At 62.8% G+C, this 14944-nt stretch carries 15 protein-coding genes; 4 read left to right on the top strand and 11 right to left on the bottom strand.

The window, feature by feature from the left end:
• Positions 1-262 precede the first annotated feature (262 nt).
• Positions 263-703: a hypothetical protein gene (locus ATN38_RS15185; RefSeq protein ID WP_218748196.1), complete on the top strand. Its 441-nt coding sequence runs from the start codon at positions 263-265 to the stop codon at positions 701-703.
• Between the two features lie 7 nt (positions 704-710).
• On the opposite strand, the gene ATN38_RS15180 is transcribed toward ATN38_RS15185, so the two are convergent.
• A complete protein-coding gene (locus ATN38_RS15180) occupies positions 711-1370 on the bottom strand; it encodes a response regulator transcription factor (RefSeq protein ID WP_003944425.1) in 660 nt (219 codons plus the stop codon).
• A gap of 176 nt (positions 1371-1546) precedes the next feature.
• Between ATN38_RS15180 and ATN38_RS15175 the strand changes: the two genes are divergently transcribed.
• Complete coding sequence (locus tag ATN38_RS15175) at positions 1547-2008, top strand: hypothetical protein (RefSeq protein WP_007726708.1); 462 nt, start codon at positions 1547-1549, stop codon at positions 2006-2008.
• A gap of 91 nt (positions 2009-2099) precedes the next feature.
• Here ATN38_RS15175 and ATN38_RS15170 read toward each other — a convergent pair whose 3' ends face one another.
• The 9 genes from ATN38_RS15170 to dnaK all read right to left on the bottom strand — a co-directional run bounded on the left by ATN38_RS15170 (position 2100) and on the right by dnaK (position 12428).
• Positions 2100-3275: an NADH:flavin oxidoreductase gene (locus ATN38_RS15170; RefSeq protein ID WP_054827517.1), complete on the bottom strand. Its 1176-nt coding sequence runs from the start codon at positions 3273-3275 to the stop codon at positions 2100-2102.
• A gap of 132 nt (positions 3276-3407) precedes the next feature.
• Positions 3408-4127 carry an ABC transporter ATP-binding protein gene (locus ATN38_RS15165; RefSeq protein ID WP_003944438.1) on the bottom strand — a complete coding sequence of 240 codons (720 nt, stop codon included), beginning with the start codon at positions 4125-4127 and terminating at the stop codon, positions 3408-3410.
• A complete protein-coding gene (locus ATN38_RS15160; protein WP_218748292.1) occupies positions 4112-5977 on the bottom strand; it encodes an ATP-binding cassette domain-containing protein in 1866 nt (621 codons plus the stop codon). Before ATN38_RS15160 ends, ATN38_RS15165 begins: the two co-directional genes overlap by 16 nt.
• Position 5978: 1 nt before the next feature.
• Positions 5979-6836, bottom strand: a complete 858-nt coding sequence (locus tag ATN38_RS15155) for a branched-chain amino acid ABC transporter permease (RefSeq protein WP_007726703.1) — start codon at positions 6834-6836, stop codon at positions 5979-5981.
• Positions 6833-8047, bottom strand: a complete 1215-nt coding sequence (locus ATN38_RS15150; protein ID WP_007726702.1) for an ABC transporter substrate-binding protein — start codon at positions 8045-8047, stop codon at positions 6833-6835. Before ATN38_RS15150 ends, ATN38_RS15155 begins: the two co-directional genes overlap by 4 nt.
• Before the next feature lie 332 nt (positions 8048-8379).
• Positions 8380-8790: a heat shock protein transcriptional repressor HspR gene (locus ATN38_RS15145; RefSeq protein ID WP_003944355.1), complete on the bottom strand. Its 411-nt coding sequence runs from the start codon at positions 8788-8790 to the stop codon at positions 8380-8382.
• The gene (dnaJ, locus tag ATN38_RS15140; protein WP_003944329.1) at positions 8787-9959 is read right to left on the bottom strand and encodes a molecular chaperone DnaJ; all 1173 of its coding nucleotides are present in this window, start codon (positions 9957-9959) and stop codon (positions 8787-8789) included. Before dnaJ ends, ATN38_RS15145 begins: the two co-directional genes overlap by 4 nt.
• 22 nt (positions 9960-9981) lie before the next feature.
• A complete protein-coding gene (gene grpE, locus ATN38_RS15135) occupies positions 9982-10578 on the bottom strand; it encodes a nucleotide exchange factor GrpE (RefSeq protein WP_003944430.1) in 597 nt (198 codons plus the stop codon).
• Positions 10575-12428 carry a molecular chaperone DnaK gene (dnaK, locus tag ATN38_RS15130; RefSeq protein ID WP_003944365.1) on the bottom strand — a complete coding sequence of 618 codons (1854 nt, stop codon included), beginning with the start codon at positions 12426-12428 and terminating at the stop codon, positions 10575-10577. Before dnaK ends, grpE begins: the two co-directional genes overlap by 4 nt.
• A gap of 262 nt (positions 12429-12690) precedes the next feature.
• On the opposite strand from dnaK, the gene ATN38_RS15125 reads away from it, so the two are divergent.
• Together ATN38_RS15125 and ATN38_RS15120 are read left to right on the top strand one after the other, a co-directional pair.
• Positions 12691-13266 (top strand): hypothetical protein, encoded by a 576-nt coding sequence (locus ATN38_RS15125; RefSeq protein ID WP_054782101.1) that lies wholly within the window; start codon positions 12691-12693, stop codon positions 13264-13266.
• On the top strand, positions 13263-14267 hold the full coding sequence (locus ATN38_RS15120; RefSeq protein WP_042452226.1) for a TIGR03617 family F420-dependent LLM class oxidoreductase: 1005 nt from the start codon (positions 13263-13265) through the stop codon (positions 14265-14267). The genes ATN38_RS15125 and ATN38_RS15120 overlap by 4 nt, the downstream gene beginning before the upstream one ends.
• A gap of 19 nt (positions 14268-14286) precedes the next feature.
• Here ATN38_RS15120 and ATN38_RS15115 read toward each other — a convergent pair whose 3' ends face one another.
• Complete coding sequence (locus ATN38_RS15115; RefSeq protein ID WP_065456002.1) at positions 14287-14931, bottom strand: FMN-dependent NADH-azoreductase; 645 nt, start codon at positions 14929-14931, stop codon at positions 14287-14289.
• Between the last annotated feature and the right edge of the window lie 13 nt (positions 14932-14944).

Raw genomic sequence — 14944 nt, 5'->3', positions numbered from 1 at the left:
CCACGCTACGAGTGGGTTGAATGGTAGAGGAACAGGTTCTCCCGCTGGGTGGGCGGAGCCTCCACCCCATGACACTGGGTGGGCGAAGCCTCCACCCCATGACACTGGGTGGGCGGAGAGCGCTGTGTCCACCGATCGGGGGACAGCGATGTCGTCCAGCACTCGGACCCGTAGGTGGACAGACCCGAAGGGATTTCGGGGCCATAGTTGTCTCATCACAGAAACACACGGTCACCGAGACCGACAAATCGAGGAGAACATGATGAGCACCAACACAATTCGAACCGAAGCACTTTCCTTCTCCGGCCTCAGCATGGCAGCTCTGGTTGCCCGCTCCGCCGGTGCGAACACGGTGAAGTCGATGACCGACACATCCGTCACGACGGCGATGATCAGCAATTCGGGTCGCGGGGCCCTGTATCTGGTCGACGCATCCAACCCGAACGGCGACTGGGTCGTCCCGCCGGCGGACTACATCCTCCCCAACATGAACGTGAACGTTGTGGCCACGAGCAAGAACCAGAACGACTTCCCCATCGTGCTCACGTACCGCTCCGACGACGGTGGAGTGTTTGTCTTCAGTGCCACCAACTCGAAGACCAGGGCGGATGCCGGAGGTACGTACGCCCCCGACAGCCACGACGTCACGGTGACGATGACCTCGGGTTACCCGGCCATGAACGTCACGTACGTGCTTCGGTGACGCTTGCTCACTCCAACAATCCCTGCCGCATTGCAGCGGCGACGGCGGCGCCTCGATCGTTGACTCCGAGTTTCTCGTAGAGGCGCTGCACGTGAGTTTTGACGGTGGAGGGCGCAAGAAAGAGTTGTGAGGCGATGACCGGGATGCTGGCGCCCTGCGCGATCAATCCGAGAACCTCACGTTCGCGCGCGCTGAGCGTCGGACCGGACGGTTCACTACGACGCCGAACCTCTCCTACCAATCCGGCGGCGATACTGGGCGGCAACACATCTCGTCCCGCAGCACAGTCGAGCACGGCACTCACGATCTCGGCGCGAGTGGATTCCTTCGGCAGGAATCCGGCAGCACCGGCTTGCAGGGCCTGGTACACGACAGACGATTCGTCGTGAGCGCTGAGCAGAAGCACACGCGTCGGAAGCTCGTCTCGAACGACTGCGGCGGCGACCTGAGTTCCATCCAGGTGCGGCATCCGGAAGTCGAGCAGCGCGACCTGCGGGCGTAGTTCGCGGATCATTGCGAGCGCTGCTGCGCCGTCGTCGGCCTCGCCCAGGACGTCGATGCTGTCACTGCCGGTCAGAGCCCGAACCACGCCCTCACGGAACAGTGGGTGGTCGTCGCCGACCACCACGGAAACCTTGCCGGCCAGCGGCTTCGTGCCTTCGCGCATTGCTCACTTTCTCACGCCCGTACCAGCAATGCGAGCACTTACGCCTCCCCCGATCGGGGGACAAGAGATTCAACCCCGCCACGGCCCCGTCGGCGGACATACAGCAGCACTCCTTCGCGACAAGATTGATTCATCGCCGAGAACGGCAACCACACACCATCCCAGGAGCAGACATCATGCGTACCAACACCACTCGCTTCGTAGCAGTCACCGCAATCGCCCTCGCTGTCGGCGGAACCGCACTGGGAACCGCAGCGATCGCCAACGCCGGCACCATGCCCACCGACGGCCCGACGGTTGCCATGACCATCACCAACAACACCGACAACCCGATGCTGCTGGACAGCGCGTCCAACCCCTACGGACAGTGGATCAACGGCCCGCGCTCCTACCTGGCCCCGCACACCACCGAGATCGTCACCGCCTACAGCAGCGATCCCCGCGGTATCGGTGTCGACGTCACCTACAACGTCGCCGACGGCGTCCAGACGGTCATGGCTGCCAACAACTACGTCGGCAACCCCACCCTCGACGGGACTCGCATCATCGGCGACCCGACGCACGTCATCCTCACCGACTACATGGCCACCGGCTACCCCACGATGAACGCCTCCTACGACGTCTTCACGCAGAACTGAACCAAGCGTTGATGCAACCACGAACTTGATCCGCTACGGCCCACGACCCGGTATCCGCATGGATGTCGGGACGTGGTGTGCGCTGACCAGCTCAGACGCGTTCGACCAACACGCAGCGGGCGCCACTGAAGATCGTGGGCATGCACTTGTTGCAGTGGATGCACAGTGATTGGGTATCGGATTCGGCCGCGATCCGATTGATCAGATCCGGTTCTCTGAGCAGCGCCCGTGCCATGGCGACGAACTCGAACCCTTCCGCCATTGCGGTATCCATGCCCGCTTTGTCCGTGACACCCCCGAGCAGCACGAGCGGCAACTTCACCGCAGCACGAATCTGCCGAGCCTCTTCCAGCATGAACAACGGCTTGTACGGATAGGTATGCAACATGCTCTTCCCCACCAACTGCACACCGAGTCGAACAGGTTGCGGCATCGCCGCGGCGAACTCGCGGATCGGCGCATCGCCCTTGAACAGGTACATCGGGTTGAGCAGTGAACTGCCCATCGTCAACTCGAGCGCGTCGACGCTTCCGGATGCTTCGAGCCACTGCGCCACCTGGATTGCTTCGTCCACCCAGAATCCGCCTGGCACACCGTCGTCCATGTTCAGCTTGGCCAAGATCGCGACCTTGTCACCGACGGCATCGCGCACACTGCGTGCAGTTTCGAGTACGACGCGAGCCCGGTTCTCCAGCGATCCGCCGTAGGAGTCCTTACGACGGTTGAGTTTCGGGCTCAGGAACGAGCTCGCGAAATAGTTGTGACCGAAGTGGATCTCGACGGCGTCGAATCCTGCCTCGACGGCAAGTCGCGCAGCGCTCCCGTGCGCGGCCGCAATTCTGGTGATGTCCGCTGTCGTGGCAGTGCGAATCATCCTCATGCTCAACGGATTGAACGAACTCGACGGTGCCAGCGCGGGCAGTCCGGTCGACTTCTGATTCGCCACGGGACCGGCATGGCCGAGCTGCGCCGACGCAGCAGCACCTTCGGCGTGAATGGCATCGGTGAGCCGCCGAAGCCCGGGGAGGGCATCGGGCCGCATCCAGAGCTGGCCGTATTCGGTGCGCCCTTCCGGTGCGACGGCGCAATACGCGACGGTGGACATCCCGACTCCGCCGGCGGCTGGGCGACGATGGAACTCGATCAGCTCGTCGGTGACCAGGGCGTCGGGAGTTTTGCCTTCGAATGTCGCGGACTTGATGATTCGATTTCGAAGGGTCACCGGGCCGAGCTTCGCCGGGGCGAGCACGTCGGGAGCAGTGGTCATCGAGTTTGCCTCTCGCGGGAGTTGTTTGCAGGACGGTAGATCGATGGCCCCGAGCCGGCTAGGGCCCGTGCCACGGAGCGGGAAACGGCTTCAGCCCGGCCGAGGTGGCCGGGCTGAAGCCGTCATTGCAGTTCAGACGCGTCCGAAATACGCATCCTTGAGCACTGCCAGGTCGTCGATGTCCTTGGCATCGGCGTCGAGAACCACCTTGCCGATGTCGAGGACCGTGACATGATCGGCGACGCTCATCGCGGCCTCGACTGCCTGCTCGACCAGTAGAACAGCCAGGCCGGTTTCCTTGAGTTGTTGGACGCGGTCCATCACCTCACCGACGATCACGGGAGCGAGACCGCCCGAAGGTTCGTCGAGAAGGAGCAACCTCGGCTGCGCCATCAGCGCTGCGCCGATCGCGAGCATCTGCTGCTGACCGCCCGACATGGAACCGGCGGGAAGCGAACGCTTCTCCCCCAGGATCGGAAACATCTCGTACATCGATTCGACGGATTCCATAAGCTCGCCGCGCTTTGCCTTGCGGGTGTACCCGCCCAGCAGGAGGTTCTGCTCGACGGTCTGCTTGTGGAAGACCCGCTTGCCCTCCTGCACGTACGCCATCCCCTGTCGTACCCGTTTGTGCGCGGGGACTCCGGTGATGTCGGCACCGTCCATCTCGACGGTTCCGGAGGCCACCTTGTTGAGGCCGGACAGGGCACGGAGCGTGCTCGTCTTGCCTGCGCCGTTGCGTCCGAGCAGGGCGGTCACCTGACCGGGATAGACGTCGAACGAGACATCCCAGACGACGCGCAGATCGCCGTACCCGGTCTGCAAGTTTCGGACCTTCAGAATCGGTTCCATACCTTAACCTCACTGGTCTGATGGTCTACCGCGCCGATTTCTTCGAGAAGTGCTTCTTCGTCACCGGACTTGACTCCGAGGTACTCGCTCAAGACGCGTGGGTGATGTTCGATGGTTGCCGCATCGCCGGTGGCGATCACCTGCCCTTGCGCCAGCACGACTATCTCGTCGGCCAGCGAGAGGACGAGGCGGAAGTTGTGCTCCACCAACACCACTGTCGCCCCGGCATCTCGCAGTACCCGGATCAGATCTGCCAGGCGTTCGAGTTCGTCCTCGTCGAGGCCCGAGGCCACCTCGTCGAAGAGGACGACCCTCGGTTCGGCGATGACGGCGCGAGCAACCTCGAGCATGCGACGCATCCCCAGGGGCAGCGACGTCGCGATCTCGTTGCGCAAGTGCGACATCCCCACGAGTTCGAGGACACGCTCGGCCTCGACGATGTCGGCCTTCGCGATCCTGCGGAAGCTGGGCAGGCGAAGCACAGCCGACGCCATCGACGCTCGGTGCACCGAATAACGTCCGGATGCAACAGCTTCCAGAACCGTGATGTTTTCCGGAATCGTCGGAGTTTGGAACGTGCGCGCCACACCCACGCGCGCCACCTTGTGCGGCGACGACTGCGAGACCACCGTGTCACCGATCGTGATCACGCCCGCATCTGCGGTGTAGAAGCCGCAGATCATGTTGAGCATGGTCGTCTTACCCGAACCGTTGGGCCCGATCAACGCGGTGACCTTACCGGCCTCTGCGGTCAGGGTTGCCGCATTGAGCGCCTGGTTGCCACCGAACGCTTTGGACACTCCGTCGACCACCAACCGTGCTCCGTTGATCGGCGCCAGTTCCGTTGTCCCACAGCTGTTTTCCTTTGCGGTGACTACGCCCAGGCCGGCCTTGCGATCGAGTTTCGAGACGATCGCTCGCCCGACCTTGGTCAAACCCCCGGAGAGAAGCACACCGCCGATGATCAGGAAGCCGCCGTAGAAGATCAGCGAATACTCCTGGAACGCCGTCGACTGGTTGGGACCGAGCTGCATGATCGCGGCACCGACCACGGCGCCGTACACACTTGCCGCACCGCCGAGGATCGACGCCGCCAGAACTGCTGTGGCAAAGGTGAACCCGAAGGCTTCCGGCGAGATGAACAGGTCGGTGTTGGCGAACAGCGCACCCGCCAGACCGGCGGGGAACGCACCGATGGCATAACCGAGCAGCTTCATCCGGAACACCGATACACCCTGCGACGACGCCAGAACCGGCGACTGCTTGAGCGTGCGGAACGCGATGCCGTGCCGCGAGACCACCAGGTTACGCATCACCGCGAACCAGAGCACGGTCACGACGACGACCACCATGTAGTACTGCTGGGTGTCTAGTTCGGAACCGAAGAACGTCGGCGGCTCCATACCGGTGAGGCCGTTTCGGCCGCCGGTCTTGCCACCGAAGATCGCCAGTACGTCCGGTACCAGCAGAACCAGGAAGAACGACGTCATCGCCAGGGACCAGTTGCCCAGGCGCAGACCGGGAACACCGGTCAGGATTCCGACCGCCAGTGCCACTGCTCCGGAGGCAGCAAGCTGAAGCAGAATGTCGGTGTGACCTGCCTGGGACATCAGACCCGCGGTGTAGGCACCGGCCGCGTACATCGCTGCCTGGCCGAGTGCCAGTTCACCGGCAAAGCCGAGGCTCAAGTTCAGGCCACTGACCACAAGTGCCAGGATGCAGGCCAATTGAATCTGACGTGATGTCGACAGGTCGAGTCCCATCACGGGCAGCAGCAGGATCACCACGGCCAGGACGAGTGGGATGATCCAGCTCGGTAGGGAACGGAAAGTCCGCCACGCACTTACCATCTCACACCACCCGTTCTCGGACATTGCCGAACAGTCCAGCCGGTTTGACCATCAAGATGACGATCAGCACCGTGAAGACGGCGATATTGCTGTACTGACTTCCCGCCCACAGGGCGGTGAACGATTCCACCAGGCCGACGGTCAGACCGCCGATCAAAGCGCCAGGCAGAGAGCCGAACCCGCCGATCGCCAACGCCACGAATCCCTTGAGGGCCAACGCTGCACCCAACGTCGCAACTGCAAACGTCTTGGGGCCGACGAAGAGTCCGAGGACACCGGCCAAGGCACCCGAGAAGGCAAACGCTCCCAGTGCCAACCGTCGTACGTTGACTCCTCGCAGCATCGCCGCTTCACGATCCTCGGAGATGCCGATCAGAGCCAGACCCGTCATCGTTTTCTTCGAGACGTAACTCAACCCGACGACCAGTGCGATCGCCGCAACCAGCAGAGCGATCTCGACCGGGTAGGTACGGCCGCCGAGCAGGGTGATCGGTTCGTTCGATCCGAAGAACGGAACCGTGAGAGGTTCACTACCCCAGATCAATTGAGTGGCGCCGTTGAGCAGAGTTGCGACACCCAACGTCGTGACCAACTGGTTCTGGTGATCGGCCACCGGTCTGATCGCGACGATCTCCTCGACCGAGGCGAGGAGCATCACGGTCACGGTAGCCATGACGGCCACCACGAGAACGGGGAGTTTCAGGGTCACCAGACCCGTGTAGGCGACAAAGGTGCCCACCATCATCAGCTGAGCTTGAGCGAAGTTGAATGTGTTGGAGGAAACGAAAACGATGTTGTACCCGATGGCAACCAGCACGTAGACCGCGCCGAGCGCCAACCCGGACCACAGAATGGTCATGACGCAGCCGGGTTTCCGAACTGACCGTTGAGGATCTTCGTCGGACTGATGAACTTCAGCTCGCTGGTGTCCGGGTTCGGGCCGTGGTTGTCGGAGCTGAAGTTGTAGCGCGAGAGGAATGCGGTCTTGGCATTCTCCTGGACCTCAGTGGTTTCCAGTGCTTCGGCGAGCTTCTTCGGATCGGTCGAACTGCCGACCTTCTCCGCTGCCGCCGCGACGAGGGGGAAAGCGTCGTAGTTGTCCGCGAGGATCAGCGTCGACGGGATGGAGCCCAGCGAAGCCATCGTGTCCACCATCGTGTTGACGAGTGCGTTGTTCGGATCGAATACCGTGCTGCTGAACACCTGCGTCACCAGGTTCTTCACCTGCGGGGTGCCGAGCACACCGGCCGGCGGATCATTCGCGATCAGGTTGGTGGCAGACACCGAGGTGTTTCCGACCAGCGGCACGTCCCAGCCGAGTCGCTCGAGGCTTTGCAACACGTATCCGAGAGGAGCGCCGTACGCATCCAAGGCGATTGCCGCGGCACCCGAATTCTTGAGCGACTGCAACTGCGCCGTCATGTCCAAAGCGGCGGCGTCGTACTCCTCGTTACCGGCGGCCTTCAGACCTGCGGATTGCAAAGCACTGGTCATTTCTTCGCCGAACAGCTCACCGTAAGCGGTGCTGCCGTGCAAGACTCCGACGCTGCTGTAACCCTTGGACTTCGCGTACTCGGAAATTCCGCGAGCGGTATCGGTCGCACCCGGAGCCAGATCGAAGTTGAGCGGGAACTTCGAGGGGTCCGTCGAATCGGGCGAGGGAGCCATGCTCATCGAGAGAATGTTGTTCTGCTTGAGGATCGGCAGAACCGCAGCCGCGATCGACGACGGACCCGAGTTCAGGTAGAGGTCAGGCTTGTTCCCCGAATTGATGGCTTCGCGCAGCTTGGTGACGGCGATGGTTGCGTCACCCGCGTCGTCCACCGTAGTGAGCTCGATCTGACGGCCACCGATCCCCCCGGCTTCGTTCTGGACCTGAACGCCCGCCTTGGTGGCGAGCAGCGAGGTCTGCGAATTAGCCGCGAGGACTCCCTGTGCACTGATCCCGCCGGTCAGCAGCACACGGTAGGGCGAGTCCGCACCTCCGTCGGACTCCGAAGAACCACTGCACCCTGCAAGAGCCAGAGCCGTCACGGCAACTGCCGCAACAAGAATGGGCCGACGATTCATGTCTGCACTCCTAGAACACATGTATGCACCGAACGTCAGGCGAATACCTGACGAAAGAATGATCGGCCGGTGGACGTGCCTGATTTCGAGCACCAGCCAACCAAGCACCCGCTTGATGATCTAGCAAGCAGTTGCTTGGGATGGAGCATAGAATGTGATCTGGATAACGTCAAACGCTGAAAAGTGGAGTCATGGAAGCGGACGCTATGCACATTGAGGCGGCGTCGACAGATCTCTTCCCGCTGGGTGGAAACGCCGAAACGGCTCCACGCCCTGGCGGATTCGACGAAATGAATCCGACAGGGCGTGGAGCCGTTTGTGTAAAGGTCCGACTATCGCTGGTTGCGGGGCTTCCAGACCACCAACGCGTTGTTGCGCGGAATCGGCACGAGATCCCGGCGATAGCCCGCATGGACTTTCGCGATCTCCTCGGCCAATTCGCGGACGCGATGCTGCAGAGCCTCGACCTGGTTGGTCAGTTCGATGATTCGTTTGATTCCGGCAAGGTTGACTCCCTCGTCCTGCGAAAGCCGTTGTACTTCACGAAGAAGCGCAACATCGCGCGGGGAGTAGCGTCGTCCGCCACCGGTGGTTCGATGCGGGGTGACCAACCCGAGTCGGTCGTAGTTACGCAAAGTCTGCGCGTGCATTCCGGCCAACTCGGCTGCCACCGAGATCACGAAGATCTGAGCGTCAGGATCGACCGTCGCATCCCATTGATTCTGCGGTCGCTCTGTCATCATGCACCGGCCCACCCGGCCCGTGGATCGAACCCGCTCGCCTTCTCGGCTTCGAGATAGGTTTTCAGCGCTTCGATCGCCGGGTCGTCCAACTTCTGCGGAACGGATACCTTGACCGTGACCAGAAGGTCACCGGCACCGTCCGGCCGCTTGGGGATACCGCGTCCGCGAACTCGCAGAATGCGTCCGTCCACCGTTCCAGCCGGAACCTTCACTCCGACACGGCCTTCCAAAGTCGGCACGGACAGTGTCGTTCCCAGCACCAGCTCGCCGTAGCTCACCGGAACCGTCAGTGTCAGGTCGTCGCCGTTGCGTCCGAAGACACTGTCCGGCTTGACGCGGATGTTGACGAACAGGTCGCCGGCCGGAGCGCCGCGGAGTCCCGCTTCGCCCTTGCCCTTGAGTCTGATCTTCTGACCGTCGCTCACACCGGCAGGCACGCGAACCGTGATGGTCCGTGTGCGATTGGTGACGCCGCTACCGTGGCAGTCTTCACACGGCGAGTCGATGATCGAGCCGGTTCCCCGGCAATCGTCACACGGCTCACTGAATCCGAAGGCGCCCTGGTTCCGGCTGACCACGCCGGTTCCGTTGCAATGTGGGCACACTCGCGGGCTGGTGCCTGGCTTTGCGCCGCTGCCGTGACACGTGGTGCACGACGTAGGGCTGGTCAGACGAAGAGGGACGGTGACACCGAGCGCTGCTTCACGGAAGGCGAGCGTCGTCTCGGTCTCGAGATCCTTGCCTCGACGCGGGCGGTTGGGCGCAGCTGTTCGCTGGCCCGCTCCCCCGCGGTTGAACAATCCGCCGAAGATGTCTCCGAGACCCGAGTCCTGCCCACCGGCCCCGCCGCCGAACAGGTCGTTGATGTCGAAACCACCAGCGCCGGGGTTGAATCCGCCGCCGCCCTGCGCGCGGGGGCCGAAGCCGCCGCTGGCAAAGAGGCGCCGAGCCTCGTCGTACTCCTTGCGCTTGTCCGGATCAGACAGAACGGCATGAGCTTCACTGACGGACTTGAAACGCTCTTCGGCCTTCGCATCGTCAGGGTTGGCGTCGGGATGAAGATCCCGAGCCAGCTTGCGATACGCCTTCTTGATTTCGTCGGCCGTCGCGGTGGACGAGACGCCCAGCTCCTTGTAGAAGTCCTTCTCGATCCACTCCCGTTGACTCACTGGGCGTCTCCTCCTCTCACTCTTACTTCGCTTCTTGTTCTGAACCGTCTGCAGGCTTGTCGCCTACCCGGTCCGTCACGGCCACCATTGCGGTCCGAAGGACCCGGTCGCCGAGCTTGTATCCCTTGCGCATGACCGTCCCGAGTACCGGGTCGTGGCCTTCGCCTTCATGCTGCACCGCTTCGTGGAGTGCGGGATCGAAATCGTCACCCTCGCTGCCGAAGTCGGTCAAACCCAGACCCGTCAGGGTCGTGTTGAGTTTGTCTGCGAGTGCACGCAGTGGACCCGATTCGAGGTCACCGTGTGCCCGAGCGCGATCCAGGTCGTCGAGAATTCCGATGAGCTCGGTGATGACCGAAGCCCGCGCGGTTTCCTTGATGACCTGCTTGTCACGCTCGACGCGACGACGGTAGTTGGTGAACTCCGCCTGAAGTCGCTGCAGATCCGCAGTCCGTTCGGCGAGCTGATCGGTGGCGGATGCTTCCTCCACGATCGACTCTGCTTCCTGAACTACCCCTGTGTCTTCCGAGTCGAGCGGCGGCAGGGATTCCCCCGCCGCCTCTCCCTGTGCACCGGTCTCGGGGTCGACCGGGTTGTTCTCGGGGTTGTCCGAGGTCACTTCTTGTCCGAGTCGGTGGGCTCGTCGACAACCTCGGCGTCGACGACGTCGTCGTCATTGCCTGCGCCGTCGGTGTTTCCGGCCTCGTTTGCAGCGGAAGCCTCGTAGATGGCCTGGCCCAGAGCCTGCGACTCGGTGCCCAGCTTCTCCACTGCGGTCTTCACTGCAGCGATGTCGGTGCCTGCCAGGGCGTCGTTGACGTCCTTGACCGCTGCCTCGACCTTGGTCAGGATCTCCTCAGAGACCTTGCCCGCGTTCTCACCTTCACGCTGCTCCTTGACGAACTTCTCCGTCTGGTGGACCAGCGACTCGGCCTGGTTGCGAACCTCTGCCTCTTCGCGACGGGCCTTGTCTTCCTCGGCGTGAGCCTCGGCGTCCTTGACCATGCGCTCGATCTCTTCCTTGGACAGACCGGAGCCGTCCTGGATCTTGATCGTGTTCTCCTTGCCGGTGCCCTTGTCCTTCGCCGTCACGTGCACGATGCCGTTGGCGTCGATGTCGAAGGTGACCTCGATCTGCGGAACGCCACGCGGGGCGGGCGGCAGATCGGTGAGCTCGAAGGAGCCGAGCAGCTTGTTGTGCGAAGCGATTTCGCGCTCACCCTGGAAGACCTGGATCTGCACCGAAGGCTGGTTGTCGTCAGCGGTGGTGAAGGTCTCGGAACGCTTCGTGGGGATCGTGGTGTTGCGCTCGATGAGCTTGGTCATCACGCCACCCTTGGTTTCGATGCCGAGGGAAAGCGGCGTGACGTCGAGGAGCAGAACGTCCTTGACCTCACCCTTGAGCACACCGGCCTGGAGTGCGGCGCCGACGGCGACGACCTCGTCCGGGTTGACGCCCTTGTTGGGCTCACGGCCACCGGTCAGTTCACGAACCAGATCGGAGACGGCCGGCATACGGGTGGAGCCACCGACGAGCACGACATGGTCGATGTCCTTGACGGCGATTCCGCTGTCCTTGATCACTGCCTGGAACGGCGCACGAGTGCGATCGAGCAGGTCCGAGGTGATCTTCTGGAACTCGCTGCGGGTGAGCTGCTCGTCCAGGAAGAGCGGGTTCTTGTCCGCGTCGACCGTGATGTACGGGAGGTTGATGGAGGTGCTCTGCGAGCTGGAGAGCTCGATCTTCGCCTTCTCCGCAGCCTCACGCAGACGCTGCAGGGCCATCTTGTCCTTGGTCAGATCGATGCCGTTCTGAGCCTTGAACTTGTCGACCAGCCAAGCGACGACGCGCTCGTCCCAGTCGTCGCCACCGAGGTGGTTGTCACCGGAGGTTGCGCGAACCTCGACGACACCGTCGCCGATTTCGAGCAGGGAGACGTCGAAGGTGCCGCCACCGAGGTCGAAGACCAGAATGGTCTGCTCGGTGTCACCCTTGTCGAGTCCGTATGCCAGTGCAGCCGCGGTGGGCTCGTTGACGATACGAAGGACGTTGAGGCCGGCGATCTGGCCGGCTTCCTTGGTTGCCTGACGCTGTGCGTCCTCGAAGTACGCGGGGACGGTGATGACGGCGTCGGTGATGTCTTCGCCGAGGTAAGCCTCCGCGTCACGCTTGAGCTTCATGAGCGTGCGGGCGCTGATTTCCTGCGGCGTGTACTTCTTGCCGTCGATTTCCACGTTCCAGTCAGTGCCGATGTGGCGCTTGACGGAGCGGAGGGTGCGGTCGACGTTCGTGACTGCCTGGTTCTTCGCGGGCTGACCGACGAGAACCTCGCCGTTCTTGGCAAATGCGACCACCGAGGGGGTGGTACGTGAGCCTTCGGCGTTGGCGACCACTACGGGCTCGCCGCCCTCCAGCACTGCAACTACCGAGTTGGTCGTACCGAGATCGATACCGACTGCACGAGCCATAGTGTTCCTACCTTTCGTTCTGCGGTTCTCTGCCCGAGTGGTTGATCTCGAACATGACCGCGAGTTTTTCGCTTGGTGAGCGTCCTCCGCTCAAGTTTGCCTCCGACCGTGGCCGGGAGTCAACTTGAAGTTGAGCCGAGGGCGCTCAAGCTTGTCGAAATGGTCAACTACAGCCCACGTAGATTTGTTCCCGCCTTCCCCGAAAAGCCGGAAAAGTGCGCCACATCACTTCCGTATCTCTCCGAATGGCTACGATCGGCCGGTGACCGATCCCGACAATTCTCCCGCGCGACCTCCTCGCCCGTCACCTCCACGCCCGGCACCCGAGCGACCCGACGTCTCGGTTCGGCCGCTCCGACCTGCAGCGAGCGACGAGACACCCAAAGCCGTGACATTGTCTTCCTCTGCCTGGATCGGCTCGTTCGTCGTCCTGGCCGGAATCGCCGGAGTGGTAGTCACCAGCCTCGACGACGTCCGGTCGGCTCTCGAAGAATCGACTGCGCGCGACAATCCCGGATACTCGTCCACCGACATCTCCGATGCCGTGACCGTCGTACTCGCCGGCAGCGGCGGCGGCGCTCTCGTCCTGGTCCTGCTCGCACTCATGAGCCTTCAACTCCTCCGCGCACGCAAGAACGCCGGGCGGGTGATGACGGCGATCGTGGGAGTCGTGAGCATCGCGGCCGGACTCGGCTTCATGTCTCTGGTCGACGGCGCAGCAGACATCGGCGCCGGAGTTCTGAGATGGGGTCCGATTCTCTACTGCGCCCTGGTCGCGGTGGCGGCGATCGCTCCGTTCGCTCCCGGTGTCAGCACCTGGCTGCGGGGACGCCGATGAAGGTTCACGTACAACTGGACTCCGCGCCGGGCGCGGGCGCTGCTCGTAGCCGTGAACTCGCGGAGACCGGCGCCGGTGGCCTGTTCACGTTCGAGGGACCACACGACGTGTTCTTCCCGCTCGTCGAAGCAGCATCGGCCGTCGACCTCGACCTGATGACCAACGTCGCCATCGCATTCCCCCGCAGTCCCATGCATCTGGCGCATTCGGCCAACGACCTGCAGTTGCTCAGTCGCGGCCACTTTCGACTGGGTCTCGGATCGCAGATCAAACCGCACATCGAAAAACGCTACAGCGCAACGTGGTCGCGTCCGGCGGCCCGCATGAAGGAGACGGTCGCAGCGGTCAAGGCGATCTTCACTGCGTGGGAGAACACCTCGACGCTGAACTTCCGCGGCGAGTTCTTCACCCACACGTTGATGCCTCCGACGTTCGATCCCGGCCCCAACCCCTATGGGCCGCCGCCCATCCTGATGGGTGCGCTCGGACCGGTGATGACCAGGACGGCTGCCGAGGTGGCCGACGGACTACTGGTCATGCCGTTCCACACGCAACGTCATTTCCTCGAACGAACACTTCCGGCCGTCGATGCCGGTCTTCGCGAATCCGGCCGCACCCGAGACGAATTCACGATCATCCCGCAGGTCATCGTCGGCGTCGGCCGCGGCGACGATCAACTTGCCGCGGCCGCCAGAGGCGTCCGAGCCCTGCTCTCGTTCTACGGTTCGACGCCCGCATACCGTCCGGTGCTCGACGTCGAAGGGTGGGGCGAGGTCCAACCGGAACTCAATGCCCTGTCGAAGCGAGGTGGCTACACCGAGATGGCGTCGCTGATCACCGATCCGATGCTGACCACACTCGCCGTCGTCGGCACTCCCGAAGAGTGCGCCACCGAGATTCGGCGGCGGTTCGGCGAACATGCCGACGAAGTGTGCTGCTATTTCCCCGGTTACGACGTAGAACCGTCAGACGTGGCGTCGATGATCTCGTCTCTCACCTGAACCCGGTCGAACTTCTTGATCAGGCCCCCAAGGTACGGGCCAGCTCGGTCAACGACTCCCGGGCAGCACGCAGGCTCGCGTCACCCTGCTCGACCAGAGGTGCCATCGCCGGAATACGTTGCGCCAAAGTCAGTTCCGCGGTGATGACGGAGACATCCATTCCCATCGACACCCCGAGCACCTGAACGAGTGGCGGGACGGTGTGATCGTTGGCCTCGTTTCCCGAGCCCGGCGCATAGGTGTTTCCGCGGCTGGAGACGATCACCACCGGCTTACCTGCCAGAGGCTGAGTACGCGTGTCGAAAGGCACCGTAGTCCCCAGGACGTGTACGTAGTCGATCCACGCCTTCAACGTGGACGGGATCGACCAGTTGTACATCGGCGCACCGATCACGACGACGTCTGCAGCGGTAAGTTGCTCGATGACCCGAGCCTGGAGTGCTTCCGCGGCGGGATCCGGAATCTCGCCCTCGACTCGCAAGCGTGGTGCATAGTGCAGGGCCGCGTCCGCGAGGTGCGGCAAGGGATCCCGGTGCAGGTCCAACGTCACCGTCGTGTGATCCGGACTGTTCTTCGACCACTGCTGAGCGAACAGTGCGGTCAGATCACGTGAGGTCGAGTGGTGGAGTTCGGCGGACGAATCGATGTGAAGTAGCTGTGGCATCCCTCATCACTAC

Origin of the sequence: Rhodococcus sp. FH8 (assembly GCF_019266085.1) — a bacterium.
Taxonomy (GTDB): Bacteria; Actinomycetota; Actinomycetes; order Mycobacteriales; family Mycobacteriaceae; genus Rhodococcus_F; species Rhodococcus_F qingshengii.
This window is presented reverse-complemented; position numbering and strand designations above follow the sequence as displayed.